The 15032-nt window shown below is 68.1% G+C and carries 16 protein-coding genes; 7 read left to right on the top strand and 9 right to left on the bottom strand.

All coding sequences use genetic code 11. The annotated features are described in order from the left end of the window. From murJ to trxA, 6 genes are all read left to right on the top strand, one after another. Positions 1 to 1692: murein biosynthesis integral membrane protein MurJ (murJ, locus tag H5J26_RS20080; protein WP_181767296.1), on the top strand; the 1692-nt coding region annotated here is incomplete at its 5' end. A 111-nt stretch (positions 1693 to 1803) separates the two neighbouring features. Further along, positions 1804 to 3681: a hypothetical protein gene (locus H5J26_RS20075; protein WP_181767295.1), complete on the top strand. Its 1878-nt coding sequence runs from the start codon at positions 1804 to 1806 to the stop codon at positions 3679 to 3681. Between the two features lie 152 nt (positions 3682 to 3833). Further along, positions 3834 to 4538, top strand: coding sequence for an RNA polymerase sigma factor SigM (sigM, locus tag H5J26_RS20070; RefSeq protein ID WP_181767300.1), 705 nt, complete (start codon positions 3834 to 3836; stop codon positions 4536 to 4538). Beyond that, a complete protein-coding gene (locus H5J26_RS20065; RefSeq protein ID WP_181767294.1) occupies positions 4535 to 5524 on the top strand; it encodes a hypothetical protein in 990 nt (329 codons plus the stop codon). Before sigM ends, H5J26_RS20065 begins: the two co-directional genes overlap by 4 nt. A gap of 119 nt (positions 5525 to 5643) precedes the next feature. Continuing rightward, on the top strand, positions 5644 to 6669 hold the full coding sequence (gene trxB, locus H5J26_RS20060) for a thioredoxin-disulfide reductase (protein ID WP_181767293.1): 1026 nt from the start codon (positions 5644 to 5646) through the stop codon (positions 6667 to 6669). A 71-nt stretch (positions 6670 to 6740) separates the two neighbouring features. After that, positions 6741 to 7070 (top strand): thioredoxin, encoded by a 330-nt coding sequence (gene trxA / locus H5J26_RS20055; RefSeq protein ID WP_070017807.1) that lies wholly within the window; start codon positions 6741 to 6743, stop codon positions 7068 to 7070. A gap of 211 nt (positions 7071 to 7281) precedes the next feature. On the opposite strand, the gene H5J26_RS20050 is transcribed toward trxA, so the two are convergent. The 9 genes from H5J26_RS20050 to rpmH form a co-directional block, all read right to left on the bottom strand. Continuing rightward, entirely contained in the window at positions 7282 to 7899 is a 618-nt protein-coding gene (locus H5J26_RS20050; protein ID WP_181767292.1) for a GNAT family N-acetyltransferase, read from the bottom strand. A 99-nt stretch (positions 7900 to 7998) separates the two neighbouring features. Beyond that, a complete protein-coding gene (locus H5J26_RS20045) occupies positions 7999 to 9144 on the bottom strand; it encodes a ParB/RepB/Spo0J family partition protein (protein WP_181767291.1) in 1146 nt (381 codons plus the stop codon). Continuing rightward, positions 9141 to 10211: a ParA family protein gene (locus H5J26_RS20040; protein ID WP_181767299.1), complete on the bottom strand. Its 1071-nt coding sequence runs from the start codon at positions 10209 to 10211 to the stop codon at positions 9141 to 9143. The genes H5J26_RS20045 and H5J26_RS20040 overlap by 4 nt, the downstream gene beginning before the upstream one ends. A 274-nt stretch (positions 10212 to 10485) precedes the next feature. After that, positions 10486 to 11259 carry a 16S rRNA (guanine(527)-N(7))-methyltransferase RsmG gene (gene rsmG / locus H5J26_RS20035; RefSeq protein WP_181767298.1) on the bottom strand — a complete coding sequence of 258 codons (774 nt, stop codon included), beginning with the start codon at positions 11257 to 11259 and terminating at the stop codon, positions 10486 to 10488. Positions 11260 to 11270: 11 nt separating this feature from the next. After that, positions 11271 to 11786: a protein jag gene (locus H5J26_RS20030; protein WP_181767290.1), complete on the bottom strand. Its 516-nt coding sequence runs from the start codon at positions 11784 to 11786 to the stop codon at positions 11271 to 11273. A gap of 18 nt (positions 11787 to 11804) precedes the next feature. Continuing rightward, positions 11805 to 12947, bottom strand: coding sequence for a membrane protein insertase YidC (gene yidC / locus H5J26_RS20025; RefSeq protein WP_181767297.1), 1143 nt, complete (start codon positions 12945 to 12947; stop codon positions 11805 to 11807). An 8-nt stretch (positions 12948 to 12955) separates the two neighbouring features. Beyond that, entirely contained in the window at positions 12956 to 13246 is a 291-nt protein-coding gene (yidD, locus tag H5J26_RS20020) for a membrane protein insertion efficiency factor YidD (protein ID WP_181767289.1), read from the bottom strand. Continuing rightward, entirely contained in the window at positions 13243 to 13617 is a 375-nt protein-coding gene (rnpA, locus tag H5J26_RS20015; RefSeq protein ID WP_181767288.1) for a ribonuclease P protein component, read from the bottom strand. Before rnpA ends, yidD begins: the two co-directional genes overlap by 4 nt. 24 nt (positions 13618 to 13641) lie before the next feature. After that, positions 13642 to 13779 carry a 50S ribosomal protein L34 gene (gene rpmH / locus H5J26_RS20010; protein WP_027748981.1) on the bottom strand — a complete coding sequence of 46 codons (138 nt, stop codon included), beginning with the start codon at positions 13777 to 13779 and terminating at the stop codon, positions 13642 to 13644. 429 nt (positions 13780 to 14208) lie between these two features. Between rpmH and H5J26_RS20005 the strand changes: the two genes are divergently transcribed. Beyond that, positions 14209 to 15015 carry a hypothetical protein gene (locus H5J26_RS20005; RefSeq protein ID WP_181767287.1) on the top strand — a complete coding sequence of 269 codons (807 nt, stop codon included), beginning with the start codon at positions 14209 to 14211 and terminating at the stop codon, positions 15013 to 15015. The last annotated feature ends 17 nt before the right edge of the window (positions 15016 to 15032 follow it).

Genomic DNA, 15032 nt, shown 5'->3' with positions numbered 1-15032 from the left:
GCCCCCCAGCCCCCGGTTCCGCCCGCCCAGGAGCCCCCGTCCTCTTCCGGCGGCGGCAAGTCCGGCGGGCTGCTCCGCTCCAGCGCCATCATGGCCGCCGGCACGATGGTCTCCCGGCTCACCGGATTCATCCGCTCGGCACTGATCGTCGCCGCCCTCGGCGCCGCCGTGCTCGGCGACACCTACCAACTGGCCATCACGCTGCCGACGATGCTGTACGTCCTGACCGTGGGCGGCGGCCTCAACTCCGTATTCGTGCCGCAGCTCGTCCGGGCCATGAAGGAGGACGGAGACGGCGGCGAGGCGTACGCGAACCGGCTGCTGACTCTCGTGACCGTCATCCTCGGTACGTTCACCGTCCTGGCAGTGCTCGCAGCTCCCCTGCTGGTGCGGATGATGTCCGTGAAACTCGCAGAGAACCCCGCCGCGAACGAGGTGGCGGTCACCTTCGTCCGTTACTGCCTGCCGTCCATCTTCTTCATGGGCATCCATGTGGTGATGGGTCAGATCCTCAACGCCCGCGGCCGTTTCGGCGCGATGATGTGGACCCCGGTCCTCAACAACATCGTCATCATGGCCACCGTCGGCGCCTTCCTCTGGATCTACGGCACCGCGGACGAGTCCGACCTGACCGTCGGCAGCATCTCCCCCGAAGCCGTCCGCCTGCTGGGCATCGGCACGCTGCTGGGGCTCGTCGTCCAGGCGCTGGCGATGATCCCGTACCTGCGGGCCTCCGGCTTCCGCATGCGGCCCCGCTTCGACTGGCGCGGCCACGGCCTGGGCAAGGCGGCGAAGCTCGCCAAGTGGACGGTCTTCTTCGTCCTCGCGAACCAGGCGGGCGTCCTCGTCGTCTCCCAGCTCTCGACCTGGGCCGGTGAGACCGCCGACGGGCAGGGCTTCTCCGGCACCGGCTTCACCGCCTACTCCCAGGCACAGCTGATCTGGAACATGCCGCAGGCCATCATCACCGTCTCGGTGATGGCGGCCCTGCTGCCGCGCCTCTCCCGGGCGGCCAGCGACGGCGACTCAGGAGCGGTCCGCGACGACATCTCACAGGGTCTGCGCAACTCCGCCGTCGCCATCGTTCCCATCGCCTTCGGCTTCCTCGCACTCGGCGTTCCGATGTGCACCCTGATCTACGGCGGCTCGGGTACGGGCGCGGCACGGTCGATGGGCTTCGCCCTCATGGCCTTCGGCGTCGGCCTCATCCCGTTCTCGGTCCAGTACGTGGTGCTGCGCGCCTTCTACGCGTACGAGGACACGCGCACGCCGTTCTTCAACACCGTCATCGTCGCCGCCGCCAACGCCGCAGCCTCCGCCGCTTGCTTCCTGCTGCTCCCCGCCCGTTGGGCCGTGGTCGGCATGGCTGCCTCCTACGGGCTCGCCTATGTCGTCGGAGTGGGAATCGCCTGGCGCCGCCTGCGTCTCCGGCTCGGCGGCGACCTCGACACCTCGCGCGTGCTGCGCACCTACATCCGGCTGGCGGGCGCCGCGGTGCCCGCCACCGTGGCTGCCGGCGCCGTCGTGTACGGCATCACGCGGGGCCTGGGCAGCGGAACGGTCGGCTCTCTGGCAGCGCTGGCAGCAGGAGGGATCGTATTGGGCGCCGTCTTCGTCCTAGCTGCGAAGAGGATGCGGATCGAGGAGATGACCGCCATGGTCGGAATGGTGCGCGCCCGACTCGGGCGCTGACGGTACAACCATCTGCGGCCACCGCGTGTCGTGCATAGCGGCGGACTGTGGGCACAATTGTCGAGCTGTTTCACAGAGTGGCTGCAATGAGTTGGGGAGGCAGGAACGACGGTGGCGGAACGGAGTACAGCTTCCGTCGGCGTGGCTGAGAACAGCGGTGAGGACGAAGCCCTCACCGCCCGGGCGGACAAGGCCAACGCCGACAGCGCCAAGGACGGATCCAGCAGCAGCCGACCCCCGGAAGAGACGAGAACCGACGCCGGAGACGCCGGCGGCAGCCAGGCGGGCGACAACGACAGCACCGTGAGTCTCGGCCAGGCCGACGCCTCCACGGAGGCGACAGGTCCTGAGGGCGACACCTCGCGCAGCGTCCCGGCGCACGCCCCCACCACCGCAGGCGGTGCCGCCTCCGACGAGGATGTCGAAGCCACCTCCACGACACCCGCACCGCCGGAGCTGCACAGCGGTCACAAGCTCGCCAGGCGGTACCGCCTGGAGGAGTGCGTCACCCGTTTGGACGGATTCAGCAGTTGGCGTGCCGTGGACGAGAAACTGCGCCGCGCCGTCGGCGTCCACCTCCTTCCGACAGGCCATCCGCGAGCCCGCGCGGTGCTGTCCGCTGCCCGCTCCTCGGCCCTTCTCGGGGACCCGCGCTTCGTCCAGGTCCTCGATGCCGTCGAGGACCACGACGTCGTCTACATCGTCCACGAGTGGCTTCCCGACGCCACGCCCCTCAGCAACATCCTGGCCGCCGGCCCGCTGGAGCCGCACGACGCCTACCAGCTCGTCAGCCAGCTCTCCCAGGCCCTGGCGGCCGCTCACCGTGAGGGCCTGGCCCATCTGCGTCTGACGCCGGGCACGGTGCTGCGTACGGGCTCCGGGCAGTACCGCGTCCGCGGCCTGGCCGTCAGCGCCGCTCTCCGTGGCATCAGCAGCGACACCCCTCAGCGGAGCGACACCGAAGGCATCGGCGCACTGCTCTACGCCGCGCTCACCCAGCGCTGGCCGTACGAGGAGGACGCCTACGGCCTCACCGGCGTCGGCTCCCTCGCCAAGGACAACCTCCTCCCGCCCGACCAGGTCCGGGCCGGCGTCCACCGCGGGCTCTCACAGATCGCGATGCGGGCCCTCGTCAACGACGGTGCGACCGCCTCCAGCCAGGAGCGCCCCTGCGCCACACCGGAGGAGCTGGCGAAGGCCGTCTCCGCGATGCCGCGGATCAAGCCTCCGGAGCCCGCCTTCGGCACACCGCGCCCGTACCAGCGCACCACGTACCAGCAGGGCGCGTACGGGCCCGGCAGCCCGGCACGTCCCGCGCCCGGCATCGGTGGTCCCGGAGCCGGCAGCGAGCCTCCTGCACCGCCCGCCCTCCCGGGCCGTACGGGCAAGGCCCTCAAGTGGGGGGTCTCGGCCCTGCTCATCGCGGCGCTGGGGCTGGGCAGCTGGCAGGTCGCCGACACACTCCTCAAGGGCGACAGCACCGCGAGCGACAAGACCGGTCAGGCCAACGGACCCGGCGAGACGGGCGCCACCGGCAAGCCGGTGAAGGTCGTCAGCGCCAAGGACTTCGACCCGCCGCCCGGCGGCAACGGCAGCGAGAACCCGGCTGATGTGCCCGACGCGCACGACGGCGCCCCCGGCACGTACTGGCTCACGCAGAAGTACTACGGCCGCCCCGACTTCGGGAACCTCAAGCCGGGCGTCGGCATCGTCCTCGATCTCGGCAAGCCCCAGCAGGTGAGCTCCGTCAAGGTCGACTTCATGGGCGCCACCACCGCGAGCTTCCTCGCAGCGCCCAGAAGCACCACGGGAATGCCCACTACGCTCGGCGGCTTCAGCAAGGTCGGAAGCGGCACCGGCCAGCACCTCACGCTCAAGGCCAAGAAACCGATCCGGACTCAGTACGTACTGGTATGGCTAACGAAGCTCCCGGTCTCGGACGACGGCAACTACCGTGGCCGGGTCACAGAGATCCAGGTCTTGAGCTGATACCTCGGTACTGACGCACGGCACGGCCGGCGGGCGAGGATGACGGGAGGCGTCCGACGGTGAGCGACGACCGCGGCGGCAAGGAGATACGCCGCCGCCCCAGACACGGGAGAGTGGGCCCGGGCACGGCCGACAGACCTGCCCGCCCCCCCGTGCCCGCGCAGGACCGGGGGGTGGACGGCCTCGACGACCGTGAACTCCTCGCTCGGCACGTCGACGGCGACACCGAGGCCTTCGGTGAGATCGTGCGCCGCCACCGCGACCGCCTGTGGGCCGTGGCGGTACGCACCCTCGGGGACCGGGAGGAAGCAGCCGACGCCGTCCAGGACGCGCTCATCTCCGCCTACCGGGCAGCCCACACCTTCCGCGGCCAGTCGGCAGTGACGACCTGGCTGCACCGGATCACCGTCAACGCATGCCTCGACAGGGCTCGTAAGGCCTCCTCCCGTCGCACCTCGCTCACCGACGACACGGAGCGCCTCGACCATCTCCTGGAGCCGCACGAGGCCGCAGACGTCCCCGCGGAACGTCAGGATCTCCACCGGCAGCTCATCGCCGCGCTCTCCCAACTTCCCGCCGAGCAGCGCGCCGCTCTCGTACTCGTGGACATGCAGGGCTATCCCGTCGCGGAGGCCGCTGAAGTCCTGGGGGTCGCCATCGGCACCGTGAAGAGCCGCTGCGCCCGTGGGCGCGCGCGGCTACTGCCCCTGGTCACGCATCTACGGCCGTACGGGGACGAGAGGAATAGGTCACTGCAGGAGAAGGGAAGGAACCGGACCCAGGGTGCATCCGTCCCACCCTCGGAAGGCATCACAGATCCACCCGGAGTCGCGAAGGGAGGAGGAGAGCAGCCATGACATCCACCCCTTTCACGTCCGACGTGCACAGCGCCGACGATCATCCGGACGTCGCAGAGATCTCCGCGCTCACGGAAGACCTACTGACCCGGGAACGTTCAGATGCGCTCGTGAGGCATCTCGCCGACTGCGAGCTGTGCGCCGACGTGCACACGTCGCTGGCGGAGATCCGCGACACCCTCGGCACCCTGCCGGGCCCGGTGCGAATGCCCGCCGACATCGCGGGCCGCATCGACGCTGCCCTCGCTGCCGAAGCCGTACTCGACGCATCGTCCTCGAATGCGTCCGCTGTTTCACGTGAAACCGGCCCCGCTTCCAGAGAAGGCGACCGGCACGCGAAGACGGAACCTGAGACGACGAAGCGCAGGCACGCCGCCGCCGCTGTTTCACGTGAAACCGCATCCGCTCGATCCGGGGCGCCCGATCGCCCAGCAGGACACCCCGGCGGCCCCAGTCGCCCGGGGCGGCATCGGCCCGCCAGGCGTTCGCGCCGCTGGCGCTCGGCTGTGCTTGCCGGTGCCGGCGCCGTGGTCGCTCTCGGCATCGGCGGTCTCGTCATGCAGTCGTTGAACTCCCCCTCTTCCCCCACGACCGCCGCCGACAGGGACCAGGGAGAGCAGACGACGGCCGACGGCGCCCTCGAGAAGCACGTCCAGAGCATGCTCGCCAAGCAGGACTCCGGCACGAAACCGAGGGACGCTCGCACGCCGGACTTCAAGACCAAGGAGAGCCCTGGGAACAGCCCCCTGGCAGGGAGCGCGACGGCTGTACCGTCATGCATCCGTGCGGGCATCGACCGTACCGAGAGCGTCCTCGCCGCCGATGCGAGCGCCCCCTACAAGGGCGGCACCAGCTATCTGGTCGTTCTTCCTCACCGCGACGACCCGCAACGCGTGGATGCCTACGTGGTCGACCGCTCCTGCGTCGGCGGCGACAGCACCGGTCCGGCGAAGGTTCTTGCCACTCACACGTACTCGCGTCGCTGACACGCTCCCTGCCCGCCCCGGGCGGGGGCACCGCTGGGAATGTCTGGCCCCTAGGATCCGTTGGGTGGGGTGAGAACCTCGCAGACCCGGAAAGCAGTCGGCAGACAAGGAAGACTCCCGTGAGCGACGTCCGTAACGTGATCATCATCGGCTCAGGGCCCTCCGGCTACACGGCCGCGCTCTACACGGCGCGGGCGTCCCTGAAGCCGCTGGTCTTCGAGGGGTCTGTGACAGCGGGCGGTGCCCTGATGAACACGACCGAGGTCGAGAACTACCCCGGCTTCACCGACGGCATCATGGGCCCGGAGCTGATGGACCAGATGCGCGGCCAGGCCGAGCGCTTCGGTGCCGAGCTCATCCCGGACGATGTGACCGCCGTCGACTTCTCCGGTGACATCAAGACCGTCACCGACTCGACGGGCACGGTCCACCGCGCCCGGACGGTGATCGTCTCCACCGGTTCCGCCTACCGCTCGCTGGGCCTGCCCCGCGAGGAGGAGCTGTCCGGCCGTGGCGTCTCCTACTGCGCCACCTGTGACGGCTTCTTCTTCCGCAACCAGGACATCGCCGTCGTGGGCGGCGGGGACACCGCAATGGAAGAGGCGACCTTCCTGTCCCGCTTCGCCAAGTCCGTCACCGTCGTGCACCGCCGCGACGCCCTGCGCGCATCCAAGGCGATGCAGGAGCGTGCCTTCGCCGACCCGAAGATCAACTTCGCCTGGAACAGCGCGGTGGAGTCCATCCACGAGAAGGACGGGAAGCTGGCCGGGCTGACGCTGCACAACACCCAGACCGGTGAGTCCTCCGAGCTTCCGGTGACCGGGCTCTTCGTCGCGATCGGCCACGACCCTCGCGTCGAGCTGTTCAAGGACGTGCTCACCATGGACGAGGAGGGCTACATCAACGTGGAAGCCCCCTCGACTCGCACCAACGTCCCCGGTGTCTTCGCAGCGGGCGACGTCGTGGACCACACCTACCGTCAGGCCGTCACCGCGGCGGGCACCGGATGCTCTGCCGCACTCGATGCCGAGCGCTACCTCGCGGCACTCGTCGACGGCAACAAGGTCTCCGAGCCCGAGATGGCCGCGGAGGCCGAGGAAGCAGCGGAGGCGGAGGAAGCCGCCGCGAAGAGCCCGGTGGCCTGAACCGCCTCCCGCGCGACCACTCACAGACTTACGCCCACCCGCACCATCACAAGAAACAGAGGAGAACCATCATGGCCGGCGCCACAGTGACCGCCACCGACGCAGACTTCGATGAGGTCGTGCTCAAGAGCGACAAGCCCGTCCTCGTCGACTTCTGGGCTGCCTGGTGCGGTCCGTGCCGTCAGATCGCCCCGTCGCTCGAGGCGATCGCCGACGAGAACAGCGACAAGCTGACTGTCGTCAAGCTCAACATCGACGAGAACCCCGCTGTCGCAGCGAAGTACGGGATCATGTCGATCCCGACCATGAACGTCTACAAGGGCGGAGAGGTAGTCAAAACCATCGTCGGTGCCAAGCCGCGTGCCGCCATCGAGAAGGACCTCGCCGAGTTCATCGGCTGAGTGGATCGCGCGCGGTTCGTCAGAACTGCTCATGAGGAACGGCCCGGCGTTCGCGCCGGGCCGTTTCACGTGGAACCGCGCCGATCACGTGGATGTTGTGTTTCACGTGGAACCGGCACGCGCGGGAGGCGCTGTTTCACGTGAAACTGCGGCTCTGTCTTCGCCTCGTTCTCCGCTCGTCCTCTGATTGCCCCGGGTCCCATGGCCGCCCTCACAGCGGGCGCAGTGCCGGCTCCTTCTGGACCGCTCCGAGCAACTGATCCAACGCCCGCTCGACGTCCTCACGCCAGGAGACCGCCGACCGAAGCTCCAGCCGCATCCGCGGATAGGTGGGATGCGGACGTACGGTCTTGAAGCCCACCGACAGCAGATGATTCGCCGGGATCACACAGGCCGGCTCCGTCCAGCGCGCATCCCCGAACGCCTCGATCGCCTTGAAGCCTCTCCGGAGGAGGTCCTTCGCCACCGCCTGCACGATGACGCGCCCCAGCCCCTGGCCGCGGTAGGCGGGGTTCAGCCAAGCCGTCATCAACTGGACCGCGTCGGGGGACACGGGGCTCGTCGGAAAGGCGAAGGAGCGCGGCACGTACGCCGGGGGCGCGTAGAGCACGAACCCGACCGGCTTCTCGTCCACGTAGACGATGCGCCCGCACGACCCCCACTCCAGCAGAACCGCGGAGATCCACGCTTCCTTCTCCATCTCAGGCCGCCCGGCTCGCGCCGCGGCCTCACCGCTTACCGGATCGAGTTCCCAGAACACGCAGGCGCGGCAACGCCCTGGCAGATCCGGAAGGTTGTCCAGCGTGAGCGGAACGAGCTGTCGCCCCATGGATCCATCGTATCCATGGGGCGACATTTGCTCTGTTCACTTTCAGGGCCGGTCTCGGCCAACCCCGACCTGATGAAGTTGTGGGCTTTCGCGTCGGGCTCAGTCCTCGGTGTCGTCCGAGTCGGACTCGGCGGCTTCGGCGGTCAGCTGCTTCCCCAGCACTCGCCCTTCACCGGGCGCCAGCTGACCGAGGATGCGCTCCAGATCATCGACCGAGGCGAACTCGACGACGATCTTTCCCTTCTTCTGGCCGAGGTCGACCTTCACCCGGGTCTCGAAGCGATCCGAGAGACGGCCGGCCAGCTCGTCCAGCGCGGGGGAGACGCGCTTGCCCGCGCGCGGCCCCTTGGACTTCGCCGCACTCTTCGGCGAGGAGCTCATCATCGTGACGATCTCTTCGACCGCACGCACCGAGAGCCCTTCGGCCACGATGCGGTGAGCGAGCCGGTCCTGCTCCTCGCCGTTGTCGACGGAGAGCAAGGCCCTCGCATGACCGGCGGAGAGCACCCCGGCCGCAACCCTCCGCTGCACCGACGGCGAGAGCCGCAGCAGTCGCAGCGTGTTGGAGACCTGCGGGCGCGAACGTCCGATCCGGTCGGCCAACTGGTCGTGCGTGCAGTTGAAGTCCTTCAGCAACTGGTCATACGCAGCTGCCTCTTCCAGGGGGTTCAGCTGAGCACGGTGGAGGTTCTCCAGCAGCGCGTCCAGGAGCAGCTTCTCGTCGTCGGTCGCCCGCACGATTGCGGGAATCCGCTCCAGACCGGCCTCACGGCACGCGCGCCAACGGCGCTCGCCCATGATGAGCTCGTAGCGCTCCGGCCCCAACTGCCGGACGACCACGGGCTGGAGCAGACCCACCTCCTTGATGGAGGTGACCAGCTCCGAGAGCGCGTCTTCGTCGAAGACCTCACGCGGCTGCCGCGGGTTGGGGGTGATCGCTTCCAGCGGCACCTCTGCGAAGTGAGCACCGACTGGTTCGGCCTCGCCTGTCATCCCGTCGGCGCCCGCGTCACCTTCCGACGGGACGTTCGTTTCACGTGGAACGTCATCCCGCGACTCACTGTCGGGCAGTGACGTGACCTTCGCCGCGGCCACACCCCGTTCCGGGGACATCACGGGCAGGGCACTCGGAGAGGTCGCACCGTTGTTGCCCACCGATGGGGCCGCGGCCTCCTCTCCGGAGGTGGGTGCTGCCGGGATCAGTGCGCCGAGTCCCCGGCCCAATCCCCTACGTCGATCACTCACTGGGTGCCCTCCGACATGGTGCTGTTCTGCCCCTGCAGTTGCTGAGCCAACTGCTCGTGGCGCTGCTGCACGTTGGGGTCACGCAATGCGATTTCACGCGCGGCCTCCAGATAGGACAGCGAGCCGCTCGAACCAGGATCGTAGGTCAGCACCGTCTGCCCGTAACTGGGGGCCTCCGAGATGCGGACCGAGCGGGGGATGTTCGTCCGCAGCACCTCGGCACTGAAGTGGCTGCGTACCTCGTCGGCCACCTGTGAAGCAAGGCGGGTCCGGCCGTCGTACATGGTGAGGATGATCGTCGACACATGGAGGTTGGTGTTGAGATGCCCCTTCACCAGATCGACGTTCCGGAGGAGCTGGCCCAGCCCCTCCAGCGCGTAGTACTCGCACTGGATCGGGATGAGCACCTCAGCGCCGGCCACCAACGCGTTGACGGTCAGCAGACCGAGCGAGGGCGGGCAGTCGATCAGCACATAGTCCAGCGGTTGCTCGTACGCGGCGAGAGCACGCTGAAGCCGGCTCTCCCGCGCCACCAGCGACACCAACTCGATCTCCGCACCGGCGAGATCGATGGTGGCCGGTGCACAGAAGAGCCCTTCCACGTCCGGGACCGGTTTGACGACGTCGGCCAGAGGCATGCTCTCGACCAACACGTCATAGATGGAGGGCACTTCGGAGTGGTGGTCGACGCCCAGTGCCGTGGAGGCGTTCCCCTGCGGGTCGAGGTCGATGACCAACACGCGTGCACCATGCAGGGCCAGGGAGGCGGCCAGGTTCACGGTGGTGGTGGTCTTTCCGACCCCGCCCTTCTGGTTGGCGACGACCATCACCCGTGTCTGCTCGGGCCTGGGAAGGCCCTCACCGGCACGGTTCATCGCCTCTACCGCCTGCTGGGCGGCGCGACCGATCGGCGTATCGTCCATCGGGGGCGGAGTTTCACGTGAAACATCCACCGTTTCTGAACGGGGGCCGGGGACCGGATCGGCCATCGGTCCCGCGGTATTGGCGTCGGACCGCAACGGTTCACTCTCCTCGACATCAGGCTCCTGCTGAACAGAGCCTGCCATGCTTTCGGTCCTATGAACCAGCGAGCCCCGCTCTGTTGTGGATGAATCCACTTTCGAGCGGGGCTTCTGCGCAGGTTTCTGGACGCGCTGCTCTGCCTGGGCGCGTCCGCGGCTGATGATTCCTTGCAAAAGGGAGCGGCGTTTCACGTGAAACACGATGCACACTCGGCATCCGCACAGGCGGACGACACACCGCAATGCATAGCTTTAAGAGGTTTTATGGAGTAGTCGGACATCCCCAACAGAGGGAACAGTCATACCGCAGGGGACTCCCTCAGCGGTGCCGCCGTCCGCCCCGCGCGGCCCGGCCCGAACGTGCCCTCTGCGCCTTCGCGCGACGTGCCGCAAAGCGCACACCGCCCGGGCTCTCCCCGACCTCTGCCCGTACGACGGTCGAGAGCGGGTCCACCACCCCGGCACCCACCTGCACGACAGACGTCTCCACGACCCCGAGCTTGTGCAGCGCGTCCCTGGCGCCCTTCAGCTCCTCCTCGGCCGTGTCCCCCTTGATCGCGAGCATCTCGCCGTAGGGACGCAGCAGCGGCACACCCCAGCCGGCCAGACGATCCAGAGGCGCCACCGCACGAGCCGTCACCACATGGACGGGCTGCAGCGTGCCCAGCATCTCCTCCGCCCGGCCGCGGGCCACCGACACATGGTCGAGCCCCAACAGCTCGACGACCTCCTCCAGGAAGGTCGTCCGCCTCAACAGCGGCTCCAGCAAGGTGATTTCAAGGTCGGGACGCACCAGCGCCAGCGGGATGCCAGGCAGACCCGCGCCCGAACCGACGTCACAGACCGTCACGCCTTCGGGGACGATCTCGGACAGGACGGCGCAGTTCAGCAGGTGCCGCTCCCACAGGCGCGGGACCTCTCGCGGCCCGATCAGGCCACGTCGTACGCCCGCGTCCGCAAGCAGCTCGGCGTACCGCGCCACTTCCGGAAGGCGGTCACCGAAGAGCTTCCGGGCCGCTTCGGTCGGCGGCGCGAGCTCCGCAAGTTCGCTCGACTTCGCCGAACCACCGTCAGGCGGGCCCGCCTGTCCCACTGACCCGTCGGTCACGGCAGCACGACCACGCAGCGCTGCGGCTCCTCGCCTTCGGACTCGCTGCGCAACCCGGCGGCCTTCACTGCGTCATGAACGACCTTGCGCTCGAACGGTGTCATCGGACGCAGCTTCACCGGCTCCCCGGTGCCCTTGACGTCCTGCGCAGCCTTCGTCCCCAGCTCGGCCAGTTCCTCACGCTTACGGGCACGGAATCCGGCGATGTCCAGCATCAGCCTGCTGCGGTCACCGGTCTCACGGTGCACGGCGAGACGGGTCAGCTCCTGGAGCGCCTCCAGAACCTCTCCGTCACGCCCGACCAGCTTCTGCAGATCACGGCCGGAACCGTCACCGATGATCGACACCGCGGCACGGTCGGCCTCGACGTCCATGTCGATGTCACCGTCGAGATCGGCGATGTCGAGAAGCCCCTCGAGATAGTCGGCCGCGATCTCGCCCTCCTGCTCCAGGTGGGACAGCGCGTCCGTCTCCTCGGCAGTCTCTTCCGTGGTGTCCGTCGTCTCCGTCACGGCTGGGGCTCCTTCTGCTTACTTCTTCGAGGGGTGCTTGGGACGCTGCGGGCCGCCCTTGCGCTGCTGCCCTGACTTCTTCTGCCCGGACTTCTGTCCCGACTTCTGGCCGGACTGGCCCGACTTCTGACCAGCGGGCTTCGGCTGCTGCCGCTCGGACTGGCCCGAGGCCTTGTCGTCGTCAGCGCCCTTCTCCAGCGAGGTCGTCTCGGCCGAGTCGTCGGCGCCCCGGGCCTGCTGGCGCTGGGACTTCGACTGCCGCTTCGGCTGCTGACGGCGGGCCCGCGCTGCCTCGACGGCCTCGCGCGCCTCGACCTCCTTCGGGTCCTCAACGAGCTTGCCGGCGGCGCGCAGCTTCTCCTGGCGCTCCTTGAAGGCGAGGGAACCGGGCGTCGGGTTGCGCTTGATCACGAACATCTGCTGGCCGAGCGTCCAGACGTTGGTGGTCAGCCAGTAGATGAGCACACCCACGGGGAAGTTGATGCCGAAGACGGCGAACATGAGCGGGAAGACGTACATCAGCATCTTCTGCTGCTGCATGAACGGCGTCTTCACCGTCAGGTCGACGTTCTTCGTCATCAGCTGGCGCTGCGTGTAGAACTGCGACGCCGACATCATGACGATCATGATGACCGTGACGACGCGGACGTCCACGAGCGAGGCGCTCAGCTCTGCGACCTTGTCGGCGCTGTCCAGGAACTTCGCGGCGATGGGCGCCCCGAACACCGACGCGTTACGAGCGCTGTCGACCTGCTCCGCGCTGAGCACACCCACAGGCTTGTTGTTCGCGATGTGGTTGAGCACCTGGAAGAGCGCGATGAAGAACGGAGACTGCGCCAGGATCGGCAGGCAGCTGGAGAGCGGGTTGGTGCCCGTCTCCTTGTACAGCTTCATCATCTCTTCGGACTGACGCTGCTTGTCGCTCTTGTAGCGCTCCTGGATCGCCTTCATCTTCGGCTGGAGCGCCTGCATGTTCCGCGTCGACTTGATCTGCTTCACGAAGAGCGGGATCAGGCAGATCCGGATCACGACCACCAGGAAGAAGATGGACAGACCCCAGGCCCATCCGCTGTCCTCGTTGAAGATGAGGCTGAACAGCGAGTGGAACTGGACAATGATCCAGGAGACAGCGGTATAGAGAGGACTCAGGATCGTGTCCAGGAAGTTCATCAGGCTCCTTGGGCGTTGGACTGGGTCCGGTGCTGCTGCCAGCGGTGGCGGAGCCGCTGGTGCCAAACCGGATGCTTCCGGGCAGGGACGTGGTCGACGCCACCGGGCGACCACGGATTACAGCGCAGAATGCGCCAGGCCGTCAGTGCCGTCCCCTTCACAGCACCGTGCCGCCCGATGGCCGTGTAGCCATAGTGCGAGCACGACGGGTAGTACCGGCACACCGGTCCGAGCATCGGACTGATGGTCCACTGGTAAAGCTTGATCAACCACAGCAGCGGGTACTTCATGACGAAGACCCTCCAAGCAGCCGCTGCCAGGCAGCATCCAGGTCGCGTGCCAGCTCGTCGTAGCCGGCCTCGCCTGCGCCCGGAAGCGCCCGTACGACAACCAGGCTACCTGCGCGCAACTCGGGCAAGCGCCCGCGCACCAGATGCCGGAACCGACGCTTCACACGGTTACGCACGACCGCGTTTCCGACTGCCTTGCTGACGACGAAACCCGCACGCGCGGGGGAAACGTCTCCCCCCGCGCCGTGCGGGTCCGATGCGTTGTTGCTGCGAAGGTGCACGACGAGAAGCGGGCGACCCGCCCGGCGTCCTCGGCGTACCGCGGCCGCGAAGTCCTCGCGCCGCCTCAGCCGGTTCTCGGTAGGCAGCACGTCATGGACCGGTGGTCAGGCCGATCAAGCCGACAGGCGGCTGCGGCCCTTGCTGCGACGGTTCGCAACGATGGCGCGGCCGGCGCGGGTCCGCATGCGCAGCCGGAAGCCGTGGGTCTTCGCGCGGCGGCGGTTGTTCGGCTGGAAGGTGCGCTTGCTCACTCGGGGGCTCCAGGAATGCTTCGTGTCCCGCGGCTTCCGCGGAACGTGGGCGTGTGGTGTCGACAGGCTGTCACCGTGCGCCCACGAGTAGCTCGCAACGCCCGAGTGTGCACCGCTTCATGATCCGAAAAGACTTTCATGGATCTTGCCCATCGGAGGCAGGCGGCAGCAGCCGTCGACAACTCGACCTCGTTACGGTACGCGCGGCTACGCCATTCGGTCAAACCGCCGATGCCCCCTCGGAAGGCTGTGCCCAAGGGCTCTACGGCATCCGTGCACAGCCTGTGGACAACGACTTGAATGGTGCACGTCGGCCTGACTACCGTGACTGAACTCCCATCCCACCCGACCGCCCCCAGAACCACACATTCGTGGGGTCTGCCGGCTTCACCGAACCACCACACCCAGCGAGTGAGAGAAGCGTGCCACGTGGCCGACCTGCCTGCCGATCTTGCCGCAGTGTGGCCTCGAGTGCTGGAACAACTCCTCTCCGACGGTCAGGGTGTCGAGGCCAAGGACCAACGCTGGCTGCGTGACTGCCAGCCGCTCGTGCTCGTATCGGGTACCGCCCTTCTGGGCGTGCCGAACGAATACGCGAAGGGTGTTCTCGAGGGCCGGCTCTCCCCGATGATCAGCGACGCCCTCAGCCGTGAGTGCCAGCAGCCCATCCGGCTCGCGATCACTGTGACGGGTCCCACTCAGCAATCCGATGGGCCGCCCGCCAGCGATCCCTCGCAGGCGCCCGCCTCGGGACCCGGGTCGCAGTCGGCCGGCCCTTCCCTCCCTGCGCAGCACACGCCGGGCCCGCACGACGGCGGCAGCGGTTCCTCCCCTTCCGGCCCGGGATACGAGAGAGGGGGATACGAGCGCGGCAGTGGATACGACGGCGGCCGGTACGACGGCTACGAGAGCCGCGACCTGCCCAACCCGCGCCCCGCCTACCCGGACTACCCCCAGGCACCGCGGCAGCCCGGTGCCTGGCCGCAGCCCGCCCGCGAGCAGTACCCGCCGCAGCACCAGCAGCCGCAGCACCCCCAGCAATCGCAGCACTCGCACCAACAGCAGACGTACGAGCAGCACTACGACCAGCGCCAGCCCTCGCCGCCGCAGCAGTACGAGCGCCCGCAGCCTCCTTATGAGCCGTACGAGCACCAGCGTCATCCGCAGCAGATGCCGCAGGTGCCGCCGCAGGGCCAGCCTCCCGCCCGCTATTCGACCGACGGCGGCGCGCCGTGAGCAGCGTGTTCACATGA

It is taken from the genome of Streptomyces albidus (ex Kaewkla and Franco 2022), assembly GCF_013870515.1.
GTDB lineage: Bacteria > Actinomycetota > Actinomycetes > Streptomycetales > Streptomycetaceae > Streptomyces > Streptomyces albidus.
Note: the sequence above shows the minus strand (reverse complement) of the source record. Positions and strands in the feature narration are given on the sequence as shown.

Excerpts from the sequence above, each read along its gene's own strand:
- H5J26_RS20050 (WP_181767292.1), bottom strand. The coding sequence starts at position 7,899 with ATGGGGCGACAGCTCGTTCCGCTCACGCTGGACAACCTTCCGGATCTG.
- H5J26_RS20040 (WP_181767299.1), bottom strand. The coding sequence starts at position 10,211 with ATGGCAGGCTCTGTTCAGCAGGAGCCTGATGTCGAGGAGAGTGAACCG.
- yidD (WP_181767289.1), bottom strand. The coding sequence starts at position 13,246 with ATGAAGTACCCGCTGCTGTGGTTGATCAAGCTTTACCAGTGGACCATC.
- H5J26_RS20065 (WP_181767294.1), top strand. The coding sequence starts at position 4,535 with ATGACATCCACCCCTTTCACGTCCGACGTGCACAGCGCCGACGATCAT.
- trxA (WP_070017807.1), top strand. The coding sequence starts at position 6,741 with ATGGCCGGCGCCACAGTGACCGCCACCGACGCAGACTTCGATGAGGTC.